Genomic DNA, 19,470 nt, shown 5'->3' on the forward strand with positions numbered 1-19,470 from the left:
TTGACCGGGTTCGGCACGCGGACCCGGCCGGCCGAGGCATCCGCTCGTCGCAGTCGTGCGCTCAACTCGGCGAACAGGTCGTGCGCGCACGTCACGGCGCGTCGGGAGTCCCGCGGCAGTCGCGGAATGACGGATGCCGCGGCGGCGAGATCGGCGTCGATGTCATCGAGTACGGCGGCCCGGGTCGTCGGCGAGCCGTCCAGCCCGAGGTAGTCGCGCCCGAGGGCGTCGCTGTCGTGACCCGCATCCCGCAAGAAGTTCACGTTCTGGAACGCCGCTCCCAGCCGTCGGGCGCCCGCGACGATCTCGGGATCTGCCGGTCCGGGGTTCGGGCTGCCGGCGTTCACGAAGGCCTGCAGACACATGAGGCCGACGACCTCGGCCGATCCGTAGACGTATGCATCGTGCGATGCTGCGTCGTGTTCGGACACGGTGATGTCCGTCCGCATCGAGGTGAAGAAGGGCCGGACCAGCGCCTCGTCGATCGCACACTCACGTGCGGTGAGGGCGAAAGCGTGAACGACGAGGTTCGCGGAAAATCCCGTGCGGATGGCCTCGAGCGTCTGCGCCTCGAGCGCGTCGAGCTCGCGCGCCTCCTCTTCGGCGGTGAGTCCCGCCTCGCGCGCGGGGCCGTCGACGATCTCGTCCGCGACACGGACGAGGGCGTAGGTGCTGCGTACGTGCGGTCGGACCCGCGGACCGAGCAGACGCGACGCATAGCCGAACGATGTCGAGTAGCGAGAGATGACCGTCTCGGCCGCGGCGCGTGCCGTGCGGTCGTACAGGTCGAGTCCAGTGGTGTCGCGGGGTGCTGAACGGTCGGTCACGGAATACGCGCCTCTACAGCGCTGACGAGGTCGCCGAGCATCCGCGCCGTCGCCGGCGGCACATAGCCAGGCAGGATGAGCTCGCGTGCTTCTGACAGGGCGTTGTTCACGAGGCGCTCGAGTTCGTTTCGTGCGCCACTGCCGTCGAGCATGTCTTGCGCGTGGCGCACCGCGATCGGTCCCGTGTGCGCGAGCGCCAGTGCATCGCTCACTTGGGACCACGTTGCGGTGGCTCGGGCGAGGGCGATCAGCGCGGTCTGCTTCGCCTCGCGCAGATCGGCTCCCGCCGGGCGACCGGCCTGCTCATCCGTGCCGAACGCGCCGATCAGGTCGTCGACGAGTTGGTAGGCGAGGCCCAGCCGGCTGCCGAACTGCGCCAACATCGCCTCGACCTCGGGGCTTGCCCCGGCCAACAACGCACCCGCGCGCAGGGGCGCGGCGAACGAGTACACGGCCGTCTTGTCGTGCGTGACCGCCAGGATGTCGGCGGCAGCCGGTTCTTTGTCGAGAACGGAATGGGCGACATCCGCGAGCTCACCCGCGGCAGACACCAGTACGGCCTCGTCGAGCAGGTCCAGCAGACGCACGCGCTCGTCCTCGGTAGCGGGGCAGAGGGCAATCAGACGCTGAGACTCGTGCAGCAGCAGATCTCCGGCGAGAAGCCCGGCGGCATCACCGACGAGCGCGGCTCCCGAAGCATCCGCGCCCCACCGCGTCGCGTACGACCGGAACTGGCCGGATACGTTCGGCACCCCGCGACGCATCGTGTCGTGGTCGAGGATGTCGTCGTGCATGAGGAATGCCGCGTGCAGCAGTTCGAAAGCCGCGGCGACGGGATAGACGCAGCCGTTCGTCGAAGCGTCGCCGCCCAGCGACTCGAACGTCGCGACCACGAGCGCGGGACGAAAGCGTTTGCCGCCCTGCGCCGAGCGCTGGATCGCGGAGCCCAACTCGGCAAACACGCCGCCGAAGGGCTCCGCACGACGCTGTATCCGCGCGAGGGCGCCGTCGATCTGCGTGTCGATCTCGGCTCGCGCGACGGAGCCGACCAGACCGGTGGCGATCAGGCTCATGACGGGAGTCTCATGAAGCGAGACGATGATCGTTCACGGGCCGATGCGCCGTGAACAGGTCGAGCTGCTGTGCCTGCAGGACCAGCCACGGGCTGAACGCCCACGGAGTTGCCTCGAGCGAGCGCGCGAGGTCCTCGGGGCGTACCCACATGTAGTCCACGGCCTCGTGCGGGTTCAAGACGAGCTCATCGCTCGTCCGCGCCGTGTACACGGGGCAGATTTCGTGCTCCACGATCCCGCTGGCATCAACGGCGCGGTAGCGGAAAAGCGGAAGCGCGAGCTCGAGGGATGAGACGGTGATGCCGAGCTCGTACTCCGCGCGACGACGGACCGCCGCGACGACGGGCTCGGCGGGACGGGGATGACCGCAGAACGAGTTCGTCCAGACGCCGGGCCAGGTCTGCTTGTCGAGAGCGCGACGGGTGACCAAAATGCGCCCCTCATCATCGAGGACATGGCACGAGAATGCGAGATGCAGTGCGGTATCGGTACCGTGGACGCTGGCCTTCGGGGCGGTCCCGATCTCGTTTCCCGCCTCATCGAGGAGGACAACGTAGTCGGTGTCGGGCATATACGTGCTCCCCTGTTAATTCGCTAGCTTAGCTAGCTAATTGCTGTCTCCCGATGATACACATGAGCCCGAGGGGGTGTCCACGCATTGAGTGAGCAACCAGATCCGGTGCGCTCGGCGCTCCTTGCGCTGCGCACGCTCGGCGACGCGCTCGACCGCATGCACGGTGAGCTCGGCGACGACATGGCGATGAATCTGACCGACCTGCGCGCCCTCCGCATGATGGTGGAGTGGGAGCGACGCGGAACGGCCGTGAGCCCCCACGAACTCGCGCGGCACCTGCGTATCTCCACCGCTTCGACATCGAAGATGATCGATCGGCTGGTCGTCGCGGGGCACGTCGAGCGCAGACCACACCCCACGGATCGCCGTGCGCGCGTCGTGGTTCTGACGGACCATTCGCGCAAAACCTTGTACCAGCATGTAGGCGGTCATCTGGATGTCATGCGTGGGATCGCACGGGACTACGACGAAACGCAGCTTCGCTACATCACGGAGTTCATGACACGAATCGCGCGGGCGGTGGACCCGGCCTCGGGCGCTCGCGCCGCGGAGGCGCCCGTGGTCGGAGATGCGGTTGTGGAGCGGAACGAGTCGGCGATTATCGTGGAAGTCTTCGACGACACGCCCACGCATTAGTCGAAACTATGTTCGTCGCTGGATAAGCTCCTGCACAGGTGGACGAGGTGCTGTTTCTCCACGGACATGAACGGCCAGACGACGGATGTCGGAGGCCCTTCCTAACGTGGAAACCACACCGAGCCCCGCTCACGCCTTGTCGAAGTATCCGGATCGCCGATCCGGCTGCGCGACAGACTGCAGGCGATGGACCGCGAGACAGAAGGAGCATCCCATGCCCAACCCCGCCGACCGCGAGAAGGCCCTTGAATCGGCCCTCGCACAGATCGACCGCCAGTTCGGAAAAGGCTCGGTCATGCGCCTGGGCAGCGATGACCGCGCTCCCGTCGAGGTCATTCCGACCGGCTCCATCGCCCTCGACGTCGCACTCGGCGTGGGTGGACTGCCCCGCGGTCGCATCATCGAGATCTACGGTCCCGAGTCGTCGGGTAAGACGACTCTGACGCTGCACGCCATCGCGAATGCCCAGCGTGCGGGCGGAATCGCCGCCTTCATCGACGCGGAGCACGCGCTCGATCCCGAGTACGCCATGAAGCTCGGCGTCGACATCGACCAGCTGCTGGTCTCGCAGCCGGACACGGGTGAGCAGGCGCTCGAGATCGCCGACATGCTGATCCGTTCGGGCTCGATCGACCTCATCGTGATCGACTCGGTCGCGGCTCTCGTGCCGCGCGCCGAGATCGAGGGCGAGATGGGTGACTCGCACGTGGGTCTCCAGGCGCGACTGATGTCCCAGGCGCTTCGCAAGCTGACGGGTGGTCTGAACCAGACCAACACGACGATGATCTTCATCAACCAGCTGCGCGAGAAGATCGGCGTGTTCTTCGGCTCGCCCGAGACCACGGCCGGCGGCAAGGCGCTCAAGTTCTACGCCTCCGTTCGCCTCGACATCCGACGCATCGAGACGTTGAAGGATGGATCGGATGCCGTGGGTAACCGCACGCGCGTCAAGGTCGTCAAGAACAAAATGGCTCCGCCCTTCAAGCAGGCCGAGTTCGACATCCTCTACGGCACCGGCATATCTCGCGAAGGTTCGCTGATCGACTTCGGTGTCGAGCACATGATCGTGAAGAAGTCGGGTGCTTGGTACACGTACGAGGGCGAGCAGCTGGGGCAAGGTAAAGAGAACGCCCGCAACTTCTTGCTCAAGAACCCCGACACCGCCGACGAGATCGAGCACAAGATCAAGCAGAAGCTCGGCATCGGCATGCCGAAGGCCCTGCCGCCCGTCGCCGCCGACGACGAACTGGCGCAGCGCCGCCCGGCGTGATCATGCCTATCGATGAGGGTGACGGGGGCGAGCGTCTGGCTCCCGTCACCTACCTCCCGGGTGCGGAACGCGGTGCAGAACCCCAGCGCGGACAGACCGCGCCCGACAGGGCGGTCACGCCCCCGAGTCGCAAGGTGACGTTCTCGCCCAAGTATTGGGCCGAGGACGAAGCCCCGACGGCCGCTCCGACTGCAGGACCGACGACCGCTCCACGTAAGCCGGTGGCGATCTCGACGCGGGACGAACTTCCGGACGAAGATGACGAGCCGGGCGTCGATGTCGACGGCGCGACGCAGGCACTCGTGAAGCGGCTGCGCACGCGTCAGCTGTCCGCAAAAGAGGCTCGGGGGATGTTGGCCGAGCGTGGCCTCGACAGTGCGACAGCCGAGGATGTCGTGGCGGACTTCGAGGCGCGAGGCTATCTCGACGATGCTCGACTGGCCGAGCAGCTCGTGTATGCCGCCACGAGCCGCAAGGGCCAAGGGCGTCGCGCGATCTCGCAGACGCTCTCGGGTCGGGGGATCCCGCGCGAGGTCGTGGATGCGGCGCTCGACGAACTCCCCGACGATGAGGCCGAGCGTGCTCTTGATTTCGCCCGGCAGAAGGCCCGCTCGATGGGGTCGCTCGATCGCGAGGCGGCCGTCCGTCGGCTGCACGGCCAGCTCGCGCGTCGCGGGTTCGGCGGGTCGATGGCCATGACGGCGGCCAAGCAGGCCCTCGATGAGGCCGGTGTCGGCTCATCCAAGGTCCGCTTCCGCTGAAACCTGCTTGCGCTGGCTATGCGCCGCGCTTGTTTGCGCGCGCTCGGCGCGCCGCGTGCCGCCCGCGCCGCGCCATCACCGGCGAAACACCCGTATCTCGACGAGACACCCCGCGTCTAGGGGTGTTTCGTCGCACGACGGGTGTTTCGACGGCCGTTCTGCCAGGATTCTGCCGTGATGATGAGCGTGGACGTGCCGGACCCCGATGTCGATGCCGGCCAGGTCATCGTGAGCCTGACGGTCTTCAGCGCGGACCCCATCGATCAACTCGCGAGCTTCGGGACAGAACGAGCCGCGGGCGAGTCCGAGCATCGCTATTCGCTCGGCACGATTACCTTCGACCAGCCCGACTGGAACGCCCGCATCGACCAGCTTGAGTCGGCGCTCGACACGCTCCTCGACTTCCTCGACCCTCTGCCCGAGGCAGTGCTCCACGCTGAAGGAACCGTCGTCCGGATCTTCATGACCCTTCCGCGCGGCGCTGAAACGATCTCGGCTCGGCTCGTGCGGCGGCTCGCGAATTTGAACGTGACCCTCTGGATCGACACGTAGCGCGTTCGGTGCAGCCGAAACACCCCTGCGGCGACGAAACACCCCGCGTCGAAGGGTGTTTCGTCGCACGATGGGTGTTTCGGCGGCTCTCACCTCGTCCAGAGCCCCGCGGTGATGGCGCCTCGTAGAATAGGCGGATCATGTCGACCCTCTCCAGCGCGCCCACCCTCATCGCGCCGTCCGTCGCCGCACGCACAGCAGACGGACACGTTCGCACGTACGAGGTGCGAACGTTCGGCTGCCAGATGAACGTCCATGACTCCGAGCGCCTTTCCGGATCGCTCGAGAGCGCCGGATACGTCCGCGCGGATGCCGGGGCCGAGGCGGATGTCGTCATCATCAACACCTGCGCGGTACGCGAGAACGCATCGGGCAAGCTCTATGGCACGCTCGGGCACCTGGCATCCGTCAAGCGACGCAAAGACGGCATGCAGATCGCGGTCGGCGGGTGCCTCGCCCAGATGGACAAGCAAGCCGTGATCGAGAAGGCCCCCTGGGTCGACGTCGTCTTCGGCACCCACAACATGGGTTCGCTGCCGCGGCTGCTCGAACGCGCTCGACACAACGGCGATGCTGAGCTCGAGATCCTCGAATCGCTCGAAGTCTTCCCCTCGACCCTTCCGACCAAGCGCGACTCGGTCTACAGCGGCTGGGTGTCGATCTCGGTCGGCTGCAACAACACGTGCACCTTCTGCATCGTCCCGACCCTGCGCGGCAAAGAGCGGGACCGTCGCCCCGGCGACATCCTCGAAGAGGTGAGCCTGCTCGTCGACGACGGTGCGATCGAGGTCACGCTGCTCGGTCAGAACGTCAACTCGTACGGCGTCGAATTCGGTGACCGTCACGCGTTCGGTAAGCTGCTGCGCGCAGCCGGCGAGATTCGCGGACTCGAGCGCATCCGCTTCACGAGCCCCCACCCGGCGGCCTTCACCGACGACGTGATCGACGCGATGGCCGACACCCCGTCCGTCATGCCGCAGCTGCACATGCCGCTGCAGTCGGGCAGCGACCGCATCCTGAAGGCGATGCGCCGCTCGTATCGCAGCGAGAAGTTCTTGGGCATTCTCGACCGCGTTCGTGAGCGCATCCCGAACGCCGCAATCACGACGGACATCATCGTCGGGTTCCCCGGTGAGACCGAGGAAGACTTCGCCGAGACACTGCGGGTCGTCGAGCAAGCCCGGTTCGCCAGCGCCTTCACGTTCCAGTACTCGATTCGTGAGGGCACGCCGGCCGCGACGATGCCCGACCAGGTCCCGAAGGCTGTGGTGCAGGAGCGGTACGAGCGCCTGATGGCTCTGCAGGATCGCATCTCGCTCGAAGAGAACCAGGCGCAGGTCGGCCGAGAGGTCAACGTCCTGATATCGAGCGGCGAGGGCAAGAAGGATGCCGCGACCCATCGCTTGACGGGACGCGCCGAAGACAACCGGCTGGTCCACGTCGAGCTGCCTGCCGGCTCCGAGACGCCCCGCCCGGGCGACATCGTGACCGCGGTCGTGACGCACGCCGCGCCGTTCTACCTGCTCGCCGACTCGCCGGAGGGCGCGCCGCTGCGCATCCGGCGCACGCGGGCGGGGGATGCCTGGGACCGCACGCAGTCCGAGTCCTGTGCCGTTCCGGCGCCGGCCGCTGGAGCAGCGGGTGCACCGCGCGCCGTGTCGCTCGGCCTGCCCGTGATGCCGCCGCGGGCGTGAGCGAAGCGTCCGGGTTCGATCCGGGTGCACCCGCCGGGTCCGACCCCGCCGCGCCGCGCTTGTTCGCTGTCGTTGGCGCGACGGGCACGGGCAAGAGCGCGTTGTCTCTCGACCTCGCCGAAGCGCTCGGGGCACGCGGTGAGCGCGCCGAGATCGTCAACGCCGACGCGATGCAGCTGTATCGCGGAATGGACATCGGGACCGCAAAACTTCCGCTCGCCGAGCGTCGAGGCGTCCCGCACCATCTGCTCGATGTATTGAACGTCGACGAGGACGCGGCCGTCGCTGCCTATCAGAACGAGGCCAGGCGGGCCATCGAGCAGATTCACGCCCGGGGGGCGCACGCCATCCTCGTGGGCGGCTCGGGCCTGTACGTCTCGAGCGTCCTCTTCGACTTCTCATTCCCACCCCGCGACGAGGCCCTCCGCGAGGAGCTCGAGGCCGAACTCGAGGCGCACGGTCCCGGCATTCTCTTCGCCCGGCTCCGTGAGCAGGACCCGGTCACCGCCGCTCGCATCGACGCGCGCAACGGCCGGCGGGTGGTGCGAGCCCTCGAGGTGCTGGCGCAGGGGAGTGCGACGCATGGCGCGGCGCTTCCGGACGAGCCGGTGCCCTGGCATCCGTCCACCGTGATCGGACTGCACGAGGAACGCTCCGTGCTGGTCGAGCGTCTGGACACCCGGGTCGGGGCGATGTGGGCGCAGGGTCTGCTCGACGAGGTCGAGCTGTTGCGGGCCGCGGGCCTCGAGCGCGGCACGACCGCGCAACGCGCGATCGGTTACGCGCAAGCCCTCGCACAGCTGACGGGAGAGATCGACCGGGCCGAGGCGATCGCGCAGACCCAGGCGCTGACCCGACGCTACGCACGCCGGCAGGTGTCGTGGTTCCGCCGCTACACAGGCGTGCACTGGATGCCGGCGGGGGAGGCGACCGCGGCACGAGCGCTCACGCGTGAGGTCAATTCGGCGCCCTAGACTTGTGGGCATGCCCGGCACCGTCACGTTCACCAAAGGTCACGGCACGGGCAATGACTTCGTCATCGTCGCGGATCCAGACGGAGCGCTCTCGCTGACCGACGATCAGGTTGCGGCCCTCTGCGACCGACGTTTCGGGATCGGAGCCGACGGCATCCTGCGTGTCGTCCGTGCGGCGGCCATCGATGAGGGTGCATCGGCCGTGGCGGCGGGCGCCGAATGGTTCATGGACTATCGGAACGCCGACGGCTCGAAGGCCGAGATGTGCGGCAACGGCATCCGTGTTTTTGCGCACTACCTGGCCGAGTCGGGGCTCGCCGAGGTCGACACGGCGGGCATCCCGATCGGTACGCGGGCCGGCGTCAAGCACGTGGCGCGGGTGCCGAACGGGTTCGAGGCGGATCTGGGCGCGTGGACGGTGGACGAGGATGCTCCGACCGTACGTGCGCTTGGGCTGAGTGTCGCCCGGCCCGGCCTCGGCATCGATGTCGGCAATCCTCATGTGGTCGTCGCGCTGCCGGGCGAGGACGAGCTCGAGGCGCTCGAGTTGACGTACAAGCCGGTGCTTGACCCCGAACCGGAAGCGGGCGCGAACGTGGAGTTCGTCGTGCCGGCCGAACCCCTCGTGCAAGACGGCGTCGGCGTCATCCGGATGCGGGTCTTCGAGCGTGGGGTTGGTGAGACCCTGAGCTGCGGCACGGGTGTCGCCGCGGCGGCGTTGGCCGTGCGGCATTGGGCGGGGGCCGGGGCCCCCGACATCTGGCGGGTCGACGTTCCCGGCGGGACGCTCGGTGTTCGGATGGTTCCTCGCGGCGACGAGATGCACGTGCTGCTCTCCGGGCCCGCGGTGCTGGTCTTCTCGGGCGACGTCGCCCTGGCCTGAGCGGCAAAGCGGACGCTCCGCTCCGACGCCAGGTGACTCGCGCTGAGCTCAGGTAACGATGTCGAGAGGCGTCGTCGGCGGCGAACCGTGGCGACGGACACGGATCACGCGGTAGCCGCGCCCCGTGGCCGCGCGATGCACGCTGTATCCGTGCTCGAACGTCGAGGCGAGCCAGCGTTGCAGGGAATCGGAGCCGAGGTTCCGCTGCACAACGAGCCACGCGTCGCTGCGCTCGTCGAGGCGGGGGATCCAGCGCTCGAGCAGGCCGTGCAGCTCGTTCTTCCCGACGCGAATCGGCGGATTGGAGCGGATGCTGCGAAACACCACGTCGTCGGGAACACCATCCGGCAGTACAGCGTTGACATTGGGGAGTCCGAGGTTCGCGGCGTTCCGGCGCACGAGATCCAAGGCTCGCTCGTTGACGTCCACGGCCCACACGGTTGCGTGCGGAGACTGCATCGCCAGGGTCAGGGCAACCGGGCCCCATCCGGAGCCGAGATCCAGCAGGTGTCCTCCCGCGGGAGCTGCGGGGGTGTTCGCGAGAAGTACGGCAGTCCCCGCGTCCAAACGATCGGGGCTGAAGACCCCGCCAGCGGTCGTCAGCTCGACGGATCGACCATTCAAGTCGACACGGATCTGACGTAAATTCTCGGCGCTGGCGGGACTCGCAGAGAAATAGTGGTCGCTCGCCATGGGTGCGAGCGTAGCGGAGTACCCGTGTCGCGCGGGAGGCTAGAGTTTTACGACGTCGCGCGGACACGACGACCACGGATGCCAGGGGGCCTCTTCACGAGGCGGCACGAGGCATCCGGAGAGGAAATACATGACCGACACCATCCCCACATCTCATGAGAACGGCGAGGCTGACGACGTCGTCGCTCGCGTTCTCGCGCGCGCCGAAACGCGCTCGGGCGTCCGGACGTTCGGGGCTGCGCAGGCGCTGCAGGATGCCTCGACCACCGCTGGCGCGGATTCAGACGGCGATCAGTGGGATCGCGAAGATCGCCAGGCGCTCCGGCGCGTTCCGGGGCTCTCGACCGAGCTCGAGGACGTCACCGAGGTCGAGTACCGGCAGCTGCGGTTGGAGAACGTCGTGCTCGTAGGCGTCTACCCGCAGGGCGAGCAGGAGGACGCCGAGAATTCGCTGCGCGAGCTCGCGGCTCTTGCCGAGACCGCCGGCGCGATCGTGCTCGATGCCGTGTTGCAGCGGCGCCCGCATCCGGATCCCGCAACCTACCTCGGCAGCGGCAAGGCCCAGGAACTCCGCGACCTCGTCGCGGCCGTCGGTGCGGACACCGTGATCGCCGACACGGAGCTTGCGCCCAGCCAGCGGCGCGCGCTCGAGGACGTCGTCAAGGTCAAGGTCATCGACCGCACCACGGTCATCCTCGACATCTTCAGCCAGCACGCGAAGAGCCGTGAGGGCAAGGCGCAGGTCGAGCTCGCGCAGCTGGAGTATCTGCTCCCGCGTCTGCGTGGTTGGGGTGACTCGATGTCGCGTCAGGCCGGTGGCCAGGTCGGCGCCGGCGGCGCGGGTATGGGCTCGCGCGGACCCGGTGAGACGAAGATCGAGCTGGACCGCCGACGCATCCGCACGAAGATGGCGCTGCTGCGCCGCCAGATCCGCGACTTCGCGCCGGCTCGCGAGGCCAAGCGCGCCGAGCGTACCCGCAACACGATCCCCTCGGTCGCGATCGCCGGGTACACGAACGCGGGCAAGTCGAGCCTGCTCAACCGGCTGACGAGCGCGGGTGTGCTCGTCGAGAACGCGCTGTTCGCGACGCTGGATGCCACGGTCCGTCGTTCCGAGACGGTCGATGGGCGCGTCTTCACGCTTACCGACACGGTCGGTTTCGTCCGCAACCTTCCGCACCAGTTGGTCGAGGCCTTCCGCTCGACGCTCGAAGAGGTCGCGGGCGCGGATGTCGTGCTGCACGTCGTCGACGCGGCACACCCCGACCCGGCGAGTCAGCTCGCGACGGTCCGTGACGTCATGGCCGAGGCGGGCGCTCGCGACGCCCACGAGATCGTCGTGTTCAATAAGGCCGACCTGATCGATGCGGATGACCGGATGGTGCTGCGCGGCCTTGTGCCGAACGCGATGTTCGTCTCGTCCCGCACGGGCGAGGGCATCGACGAGCTGCGCACCGCGGTCGAGGCGGCGCTGCCGCTTCCGGCCGTCGAGGTACACGCGCTCGTGCCCTACGACCGCGGAGACCTGGTGTCTGCGGCCCACGATTCGGGCCTCATCATCTCCGAGGGTCATGAAGAGGGCGGCACAGCGTTGCACGCACACGTCTCGGCCCGGCTCGCGGCCGAGCTGGCCCCCTTCCTCCGCTGACCGCTTCCGCTGCCCCTCAGGACTCGAGGGGCAGCACGGGCACGCCCGGCGCCGCGAACCCGAACACCTGCCCGAGAAAGCTCAGCTCGCTCTCGAGCGCGTGCTGGATCGTTTCGGCACGACGGAAGCCGTGCGACTCGCCCTCGTAGACCACGAGCGCGTGGCTGATTTCTTTTGCCGCGAGGGCATCGCGCATGGCGTAGGCCTGCGCGGGCGGCACGACCGGGTCATCCGCTCCCTGCAGAAGCAGCACGGGCACGCTGAGGTTGTCGATACGTCTGAGCGGGGATCGCTCTTCGTAGACAGACTCGGCTTCCGGGAGCGGCCCCACGAGCCCGTCCAGGTAGTGCGCCTCGAAGTCGTGCGTGTCTTCGGCGAGGGCGCGGAGGTCCGCGACGCCGTAGCGGCTGATGCCCGCCGAGAATGTCTTCGACGTCGTCAGCGCGGACAGGACGGTCCATCCGCCGGCGGATCCGCCCTTGATCGCCAGGCGCGCGGCGTCCGCCATTCCCACCGCGACGAGGCCCTCGGCCGCGGCGACGACATCCTGGACGTCGACGATTCCCCACTTCCCGGCCAGCCGCTCGCGGTAGGCGCGTCCATAACCACTCGAACCGCCGTAGTTGACATCGAGCACACCGATGCCGCGACTCGTGAAGTAGGCGACAGCGGGGGATGCCTCGCCCGCGACGTGGGCGGTAGGCCCGCCGTGAACGGTCACGATGTAGGGCGGGCGCTCGTCGGCGGGGCCGTCCACGCCCGGATTGGTCGGTGGGTAGGCGAAGGCGTGCACGGCGCCGCCGGGTCCATCGAACGTCATCGCGATAGCTTCGGGCAGCCATCCGACGCTTCTCGACGAGACCCCACCGCGAAGCGGCCGTGCGGATGCCGGGTCGTCGACGTCGACCAGCCAGAGTCCTGACGGTGTCGTCGCGCCCGCGCCCGTGATGAGAGCGCGAGTGCCCCTCACATCTCGAATCAGCACCTGGGCAGACAGGGGCGTCGGAATCGCTCGAACCGAGCCATCCGTGTTCTCCACGACAAGTTCGTCGCGGCCATGCGTGCGCACAGCCAGAAGCCGACCGTCTTCGAGCGGGGCGAACCACCGAGCGCCCAGGTTCCACAGCGGCCCGCCGGTGTCGGTGTCCGATTCCTCGGCCGCGGTCGGTTCGGCGAGGCCGCCGAGCCGACGACGCTCGAGCGTCCACCGGCCGGATCGGTCGGTCGTGTAGGTCAGCTCGTCGGGACCCGTCCACTCGGGTTGCAGAACGGATTCGTGGGATCCGCCGGCGACGATGCTGGTCTCGCCGCTGCGGGTGTCGAGTACGACCAGCTGGGTGGCATCCCACGGCATGTTCGGATGGTTCCACCCGATGTACGCCAGCCGGTCGCCATCCGGCGAGAGACGCGGGTAGGCGAGAAAGTCGTAGCCGGCCGCGAGCGGAACCGGCGCGGAGGGGGAACCGCCCACCGCGGGGACGATCTCGACGATGTCGCGCGCGGGATAGTGCCCCTCGCGCGCGACCTCGCGTACGGCGAGCAGGCGCCCGTTCGACCACGTCAGGTCGCCGTACTGCGTGCCCGGGGCTTCCGCGGTCAGGGGGCGGGGCTCGCCGTCCGCCTCGAGGCGCCACACACGTTGATCCGACTGCTCGACGAAGAAGAGGATGCCGCGGTCATCCACCGTCCACGCGCCACCGCCGTACTCGTGGACTCGCGAGCGGGCGCTCCACGGTGCCGGCAGCACCACGTCCGCGTCGGCGCCGTGGTCGGCGTTACGGGGCAGACGCAAGATGGCCGTGCGACCACGCTCCGCGGGAAGCGACTCGCTCCACCACGCTTCGTCAGTGACGAAGCGCGCGCCGTCGATGCGGGGTGCGGACGTGGTGACCTCGGCGGCCGAGATGGGGGAGGGCCAGGTTCCGAAAGGCAGAATCGTGGTCATCACGACAGGCTACGCGGAGGGGCCGACGCCGCGTACGTGACGCCGGGTGCCCTACGTCGTGACGCGCTCGGACCCACTCAGCTCGGGCTCGGCGCGCTCGGGCTCATCCTGTACCGCATCGCTCTGCGCGAGCTCGGTCGCCCACCAGGCCAGGAGTGCGACGACCAGAACGAGCGAGACATCGCCGATCGAGAGCGGACGCAACGCCAAGAGCCAGAGGATTGCCAGCGCGGCGAGGGCCACCCGCACCAGGACGCGGTACGCGTACATCCAGCGGCCGACGCGGCCCGTGTCCACGCCGCTTGAGCGAAGCGTCGAGCGCAGCCGGTGGTTGATGCCTGCGGCACCGGTCCGGATCGCGATCGCCGCTGTGCTCCGCCCCTGTACCCATGCAAGAAGCGCGAGCAGAACACCGATCAGCGCGACCACCGCGGCGGTGTCACGCATCGCCGTGACGATCTGTTCGTAGATGGCATCGACGGCCGTGATCGGGAGAGCGAGTTGCGACGCCGCGATCGACGCAACCGTTGCGCCAATTGCGAGGGCAATGGCGAGTGTTCCGCCGCCGATGGCAATGGCTACACCCGTGCCGACGAGGGCGACGCTCTTCCGGCGTGCGAGGAGCACACCACCGACGAACAGGGCGAGTGTGATGAGCGGTAGCCACCATCCGACCGTCGCGGCGATTCCATAGACGATGCGAACGGTGACGAGCGCGTCGCTCTGAACGAGCACGATCGTGCGGTCGACGGAGGGGATAGCGGAGGCGAAACCGACGCCCTGCGCCACGAGCCGCTCCTTCACCTCATCGATGATCGGGGCCAGCGAGATGCCGACCTCGCCGGCGTCGCTGACGGTGACGGCCCCCGTCGGGGTCGTGCCCGTCGCGGCTGCGGCAAGCCCACGATGGCTCGAGCGGAGGGCCGTCTCCCAGACCGAGGCGAAGAGGTCGGATTCCACGAGCTGGGTCACGGATGTGCCGATCAGGCCGCGGAGCCCTTCCACCGCCGGACCGCGGAGCAGATCTATGGCGGCCGTGGCCCGAGGCGGCAGTCCGAGCCCACCGAGTCCGTCGAACAGATCGTCGGTCAGGCCCTGCAGGTCGAGCGACTCGTCGATCGCCACCGTCGCCTCGTCGACGATCAGCGCCTGCACGGCGGGATCCTGCGCCAGGGGAGCGAACGTAGCGACGAAGGCGGTCTCGTCGACGAGTTCGGTGCGTGCCCACGCCGACACGATCGACACGGGTACCAAGAGCGCCGCGACGACGATCACTGCGGCGGACAGGACTCCGCGCCACGTGCCCTTCCGCGGCCGCGAGACGCGGTCCGGGCGAGCGGGCGTCGCTTCGAGGCGCGAGCGAAGCCGTTCGTTCTCGGCTTCGAGTTCGGCGAGCCGACGCGCGACCTCCGCGTCGTTCGCGGAGGCGGAGGTGGGGTTGGTCACATCCCCTTATACCGCTCCCACGCCTGCGCGCGCAGGTTTTCCCGCAACAGCGCCCGGGGCCACCGCGGGTGGTCAGACTGCGCGCAGGACCGCGACGACTTTGCCGAGAACGCTCGCGTGATCGCCGAGAATCGGCTCGAATGCGCTGTTGCGGGGCAGCAGCCACGTGTGGCCGTCGCGCCGCCGGAAGGTCTTGACGGTCGCCTCGCCATCGAGCATGGCGGCCACGATGTCGCCGTTCTCCGCGTTCGCCTGCGTGCGCACGACGACCCAGTCGCCGTCGCAGATAGCGGCGTCGATCATCGACTCGCCCGAGACACGCAGCATGAACAGTTCGCCCTTGCCGACGAGCTGGCGGGGGAGCGGGAACACTTCTTCCACCTGCTGGTCGGCAGTGATGGGGACGCCGGCCGCTATATGACCGACGAGAGGGACCATCGCCGCATCGCCCACGGGCGGGGCCGTGTCGGCGGGATTCTCGGTCGCGGTACCGGGGAGATCGATCAAGATCTCGATCGCGCGGGTCTTGCCCGAATCGCGCCGGAGGTATCCCGACAGCTCGAGCTGGTTGAGCTGGTGGGTGACGCTCGAGAGCGAGCGGAGGCCCACGGCGTCGCCGATCTCGCGCATGCTCGGCGGGTAGCCGTGCGCCTGAACCGCGCGCTGGATCACTTCGAGGATTGCGAGCTGCTTGTCGCTGAGGCTCTTGCGGCGGCGCGTGCGCGCCCGTGGCCCGGCGACTTCTTCGGTGACGGACGCGTCGTCCGCGCTCGCCTCCGAGTCCACGTCCCTCTCGGCATCCGACTCCGCCAGCGCGGAGTCCCCGGGCTCAAGCGTCATGTCGTGCTCCTTCCGCCGTACGAGGCGTCGCTCTGAATGCGATGTCGGTGGTCCCTGGTGTACTGCTCTTGCACCAGCGCGACCATCGAAACACTATCCGGTCCGTGGGACATTTCGGCACATCTGTTCGAGCGTGTCGAACGATTTCGGGCCATTCGAAGCGCAATAAGGACTTGACAACATGAAATACTCGAAGATAACTTCGGAACACAACTTCGCATCCGGCTCTCCCGGCCGAGAGCCGGATGCGGAGCTGGACTCACGACCGGCCCGCCCGGACTCGCGACCACCACGCTCATCCCGCGCTACACAGCACCGCACGATCCAGGAGGACAAGATGACCACCGCACTCATGTCGATGCCATCGCACACTCGCCTGCGGCTGACGGCACGCGGACGTCGCGTCGTCGTGAGCTTGGTGTCGCTGCCCCTGGCAGCAGCAGTGTTCGTCGGTGTCCTCGCGAGTGGCGAGGCCCTCGCCTCGCGCAGTGTTTCGGCGTCGGCCGATGAGTTCACCACCGTGCTGGTCGAGCCGGGTGACACCCTGTGGTCGATTGCCCTCGAGGTGGCGCCGACCTCCGATCCGAGGGATGTCGTGGACGAGATCGTCCGCCTGAACGCGCTCGGTTCTTCGTCTGTCGTCGCCGGACAGAGCATCGCGATCCCGGCCGACCTCGCCTCCTAGGGAAGAACACCCAGTCGTCGCCCCTCGTCTCGCGCGTCGTAGCATGGGAGGGGTGAGCGCATCCCTCGAAGACCTTCCTCTCCGTGACGATCTCCGAGGGAAGATTCCCTACGGAGCCCCGCAGGCCAGCGTGCCGATCGCACTGAACGTCAACGAGAACACGCACCCGGTTCCCCAAGAGGTGGCGGACGACATCCTGGATGGCATCGCCGTCGCCCTTCGTGAGATCAACCGCTATCCCGATCGCGAATTCGACACGTTGCGTGAGGCTTTCGCCGACTATCTCGGGCATGGCCTGACTGCGCAGAACATGTGGGCGGCGAACGGATCGAACGAGGTGCTGCAGCACATCATGCAGGCCTTCGGTGGGCCGGGTCGCACCGTTTTCGGATTCGGCCCGACCTACTCGATGTACCCGCTCCTGGCGGCAGGGACCGGTGCGGGGTGGGTTGTGGGTGAACGCGGACACGACTTCACGCTGACCCCGGAGTTCGCGGCCGAGCAGGTCGCGCAGGCGGACCCAGACATCATCCTGTTGTGTTCGCCGAACAATCCCACGGGAACACCGCTGCCCATCGACGTCATCGAGGCGGTGTATCAGGCATCCCGTGGCGTCGTCGTCGTCGACGAGGCGTATTGGGAGTTCGCACCGCACGACCAGCGGTCGGCGCTGACGCTTCTGCACGATCGTCCCCGTCTCGCGGTCTCGCGCACGATGAGCAAGGCGTTCGCCTTCGCCGGTGCGCGCGTCGGGTATCTTGCGGCGAATCCCGCGTTCATCGACGCTCTCCGCCTCGTGCGGTTGCCCTATCACCTGAGCTCGCTCACGCAAGCGGCCGCGCTCGGCGCGCTGCGCCACGCCGACACCATGCTTGCGATGGTCGACGACATCGTCGCGCAGCGTGACCGCATGGGTGCGACCCTGTCCGCGCTCGGATACGAACCGTACGAGTCATGGACCAACTTCATCCTGTTCGGTGGCGTGAACGATCCCGCCGCGACCTGGCGCGCGCTGTTCGAGCGTGGCGTGCTTGTTCGCGACGTCGGACTTCCCGGCACGCTGCGTGTCTCGGCGGGCACAGAGGATGAGACCACCGCGTTCCTCGACCAACTCGCGTCGATAGACTCGCAGGCATGAGCGAGCGCACGGCGAGCAAGACTCGTCGCACGAGTGAGTCATCCGTCGACCTCGAAATCAACCTCGATGGAACGGGTCGCTCGAGTATCGACACGACGGTTCCGTTCTTCGACCACATGCTCACGGCGTTCGCGAAGCACTCGCTCACCGACCTGACCGTGAAGGCGACGGGCGACACGCAGATCGACGCACACCACACGGTCGAGGATGTCTCCATCGTGCTGGGCATCGCGATCCGCGAGGCGCTCGGCGACAAGGCCGGTATCTCTCGCTACGGCGACGCCCTCGTACCGCTTGATGAAGCCCTTGCGCAGGCGGTCGTCGACATTTCGGGTCGTCCGTACCTGGTGCACACCGGTGAGCCCGCCGGGTTCGAACACCACCTGATCGGTGGCCACTTCACCGGGTCGCTCGTGCGCCACACGTTCGAGGCAATCGCGTTCAACGGTGGTCTCACGGTGCACATTCGCGTGCTCGAGGGGCGCGACCCTCACCACATCGCCGAGGCCGAGTACAAGGCCTTCGCCCGTGCCTTCCGCCAAGCCAAGTCGCTCGATCCCCTCGTCGAGGGGATCCCGAGCACCAAGGGTGCACTGTGACGGACGCGGATTCCGGAGAGCGTCGACCTCTCGTCGCCGTCCTCGACTACGGGTCCGGCAACGTCCACTCCGCCGTCAAGGCGCTGCAGGCGGCGGGCGCTGACGCGCGTCTGACGTCGGACCCTCAGCTCGTGCTCGAGGCCGATGGTCTTCTCGTGCCCGGCGTCGGTGCTTTTCGCGCTGTCATGGAGGCGCTGCGGGCGAGCGGCGGGGACCGACTGATCGACCGGCGTCTCGCGGGCGGACGCCCCGTGCTCGGCATCTGTGTCGGCATGCAGGTGCTGTTCGAGCTGGGTGTCGAGCGCGGCGTGGACACCGAGGGCATGGGGGAGTGGCCGGGTGTCGTCCGCGAACTCGACGCACCCGTTCTGCCGCACATGGGCTGGAACACGGTCCGCCCCGATCCGGGGTCGAAGTTGTTCGCCGGTCTCGAGGATGAGCGCTTCTATTTCGTCCACTCATTCGGCGTGCAGGAATGGCAGCTGGAGGCGAACGGGCCCTTCGCCAACCCGCACCTCACCTGGACGGACTACGGTGCACCGTTCCTCGCCGCGGTGGAAAACGGGCCGCTCTCGGCGACGCAGTTCCACCCCGAGAAGTCCGGTGCCGCGGGCATCCGACTGCTCGCGAATTGGATCGACGGCCTGACCCCGACTAACATCTAGGCTTCGTGCCTATCCGGCCTTCGGACCGCCCCGCGCGGCAGCCGAATCCGGTGTAAAACCGGCGCATCCGCCCACGCACGAGGATCCATGAACGACTTCTCCGCCACACCCGAGCTCGTCCTCCTTCCCGCCGTCGATGTCGCCGGGGGCAAGGCCGTCCGCCTCACCCAGGGCGAAGCCGGCACCGAAACCTTCCATGGCGATCCCGTCGACGCGGCCCTTGATTTCGCCCGGCAGGGCGCGACGTGGATCCACCTCGTGGATCTCGACGCGGCATTCGGTCGCGGAAACAACACCGCCGTTCTCCGCAAGGTGATCAAGCAGGTCAAGGGTGTGCGGGTCGAGCTCTCCGGAGGCATCCGCGACGACCGCTCACTCGAGGCCGCCCTCGAGAGCGGTGCCAGTCGCATCAACCTCGGCACCGCAGCGCTCGAGAACCCCGAGTGGGCGGCGGATGTCATCGCCCGCTACGGCGAGGCGATCGCCGTCGGTCTGGATGTGCGGGGCACGACGCTGGCCGCGCGAGGCTGGACCGAGGACGGGGGCGACCTCTGGACGGTCCTGCAG

20 protein-coding genes are annotated in these 19,470 nt (G+C 68.0%); 13 read left to right on the plus strand and 7 right to left on the minus strand.

The window, feature by feature from the left end; translation table 11 throughout:
• The 3 genes from MIC448_RS00870 to idi all read right to left on the minus strand — a co-directional run.
• Positions 1-827: squalene/phytoene synthase family protein (locus MIC448_RS00870; RefSeq protein ID WP_051512856.1), on the minus strand; the 827-nt coding region annotated here is incomplete at its 3' end.
• Positions 824-1,900, minus strand: coding sequence for a polyprenyl synthetase family protein (locus tag MIC448_RS00875; protein ID WP_198517712.1), 1,077 nt, complete (start codon positions 1,898-1,900; stop codon positions 824-826). The genes MIC448_RS00870 and MIC448_RS00875, both read right to left, overlap by 4 nt.
• A gap of 10 nt (positions 1,901-1,910) precedes the next feature.
• Complete coding sequence (idi, locus tag MIC448_RS00880; RefSeq protein WP_051512859.1) at positions 1,911-2,471, minus strand: isopentenyl-diphosphate Delta-isomerase; 561 nt, start codon at positions 2,469-2,471, stop codon at positions 1,911-1,913.
• A gap of 87 nt (positions 2,472-2,558) precedes the next feature.
• Between idi and MIC448_RS00885 the strand changes: the two genes are divergently transcribed.
• The 7 genes from MIC448_RS00885 (at position 2,559) to dapF (ending at position 9,244) form a co-directional block, all read left to right on the plus strand.
• Positions 2,559-3,110: a MarR family winged helix-turn-helix transcriptional regulator gene (locus MIC448_RS00885; RefSeq protein WP_243419820.1), complete on the plus strand. Its 552-nt coding sequence runs from the start codon at positions 2,559-2,561 to the stop codon at positions 3,108-3,110.
• 214 nt (positions 3,111-3,324) lie between these two features.
• Positions 3,325-4,380: a recombinase RecA gene (gene recA / locus MIC448_RS00890; protein WP_036294633.1), complete on the plus strand. Its 1,056-nt coding sequence runs from the start codon at positions 3,325-3,327 to the stop codon at positions 4,378-4,380.
• A 2-nt stretch (positions 4,381-4,382) separates the two neighbouring features.
• Positions 4,383-5,141 carry a regulatory protein RecX gene (locus MIC448_RS00895; RefSeq protein WP_081766095.1) on the plus strand — a complete coding sequence of 253 codons (759 nt, stop codon included), beginning with the start codon at positions 4,383-4,385 and terminating at the stop codon, positions 5,139-5,141.
• 174 nt (positions 5,142-5,315) lie between these two features.
• Positions 5,316-5,693: a hypothetical protein gene (locus MIC448_RS00900; protein ID WP_100813754.1), complete on the plus strand. Its 378-nt coding sequence runs from the start codon at positions 5,316-5,318 to the stop codon at positions 5,691-5,693.
• A 140-nt stretch (positions 5,694-5,833) separates the two neighbouring features.
• On the plus strand, positions 5,834-7,387 hold the full coding sequence (gene miaB / locus MIC448_RS00905) for a tRNA (N6-isopentenyl adenosine(37)-C2)-methylthiotransferase MiaB (protein ID WP_036294637.1): 1,554 nt from the start codon (positions 5,834-5,836) through the stop codon (positions 7,385-7,387).
• Complete coding sequence (miaA, locus tag MIC448_RS00910; protein ID WP_051512862.1) at positions 7,384-8,361, plus strand: tRNA (adenosine(37)-N6)-dimethylallyltransferase MiaA; 978 nt, start codon at positions 7,384-7,386, stop codon at positions 8,359-8,361. Before miaB ends, miaA begins: the two co-directional genes overlap by 4 nt.
• Before the next feature lie 10 nt (positions 8,362-8,371).
• Positions 8,372-9,244: a diaminopimelate epimerase gene (gene dapF, locus MIC448_RS00915; protein WP_036294640.1), complete on the plus strand. Its 873-nt coding sequence runs from the start codon at positions 8,372-8,374 to the stop codon at positions 9,242-9,244.
• 48 nt (positions 9,245-9,292) lie between these two features.
• Here dapF and MIC448_RS00920 read toward each other — a convergent pair whose 3' ends face one another.
• Complete coding sequence (locus tag MIC448_RS00920) at positions 9,293-9,937, minus strand: class I SAM-dependent methyltransferase (RefSeq protein WP_036294643.1); 645 nt, start codon at positions 9,935-9,937, stop codon at positions 9,293-9,295.
• A gap of 130 nt (positions 9,938-10,067) precedes the next feature.
• Between MIC448_RS00920 and hflX the strand changes: the two genes are divergently transcribed.
• Positions 10,068-11,585 (plus strand): GTPase HflX, encoded by a 1,518-nt coding sequence (gene hflX / locus MIC448_RS00925; RefSeq protein ID WP_036294646.1) that lies wholly within the window; start codon positions 10,068-10,070, stop codon positions 11,583-11,585.
• Between the two features lie 16 nt (positions 11,586-11,601).
• On the opposite strand, the gene MIC448_RS00930 is transcribed toward hflX, so the two are convergent.
• From MIC448_RS00930 to lexA, 3 genes are all read right to left on the minus strand, one after another.
• Complete coding sequence (locus tag MIC448_RS00930; RefSeq protein ID WP_036294649.1) at positions 11,602-13,530, minus strand: prolyl oligopeptidase family serine peptidase; 1,929 nt, start codon at positions 13,528-13,530, stop codon at positions 11,602-11,604.
• Between the two features lie 51 nt (positions 13,531-13,581).
• Complete coding sequence (locus MIC448_RS00935; protein ID WP_051512864.1) at positions 13,582-14,976, minus strand: hypothetical protein; 1,395 nt, start codon at positions 14,974-14,976, stop codon at positions 13,582-13,584.
• A gap of 72 nt (positions 14,977-15,048) precedes the next feature.
• Positions 15,049-15,816 (minus strand): transcriptional repressor LexA, encoded by a 768-nt coding sequence (gene lexA, locus MIC448_RS00940; RefSeq protein WP_081766093.1) that lies wholly within the window; start codon positions 15,814-15,816, stop codon positions 15,049-15,051.
• Between the two features lie 337 nt (positions 15,817-16,153).
• Between lexA and MIC448_RS00945 the strand changes: the two genes are divergently transcribed.
• The 5 genes from MIC448_RS00945 to MIC448_RS00965 form a co-directional block, all read left to right on the plus strand.
• A complete protein-coding gene (locus MIC448_RS00945; RefSeq protein WP_036294651.1) occupies positions 16,154-16,501 on the plus strand; it encodes a LysM peptidoglycan-binding domain-containing protein in 348 nt (115 codons plus the stop codon).
• A gap of 52 nt (positions 16,502-16,553) precedes the next feature.
• Complete coding sequence (locus MIC448_RS00950; protein ID WP_036294654.1) at positions 16,554-17,639, plus strand: histidinol-phosphate transaminase; 1,086 nt, start codon at positions 16,554-16,556, stop codon at positions 17,637-17,639.
• Positions 17,636-18,238 (plus strand): imidazoleglycerol-phosphate dehydratase HisB, encoded by a 603-nt coding sequence (hisB, locus tag MIC448_RS00955; RefSeq protein ID WP_036294657.1) that lies wholly within the window; start codon positions 17,636-17,638, stop codon positions 18,236-18,238. The genes MIC448_RS00950 and hisB overlap by 4 nt, the downstream gene beginning before the upstream one ends.
• Positions 18,235-18,903: an imidazole glycerol phosphate synthase subunit HisH gene (hisH, locus tag MIC448_RS00960; RefSeq protein ID WP_036294660.1), complete on the plus strand. Its 669-nt coding sequence runs from the start codon at positions 18,235-18,237 to the stop codon at positions 18,901-18,903. Before hisB ends, hisH begins: the two co-directional genes overlap by 4 nt.
• A gap of 87 nt (positions 18,904-18,990) precedes the next feature.
• Positions 18,991-19,470, plus strand: a 480-nt coding sequence (locus tag MIC448_RS00965) for a HisA/HisF-related TIM barrel protein (RefSeq protein ID WP_036294663.1), incomplete at its 3' end; no start/stop codon positions are given.

The sequence above is a fragment of the Microbacterium sp. C448 genome (genome assembly GCF_000582705.2).
Taxonomy (GTDB): domain Bacteria; phylum Actinomycetota; class Actinomycetes; order Actinomycetales; family Microbacteriaceae; genus Microbacterium; species Microbacterium lacus_A.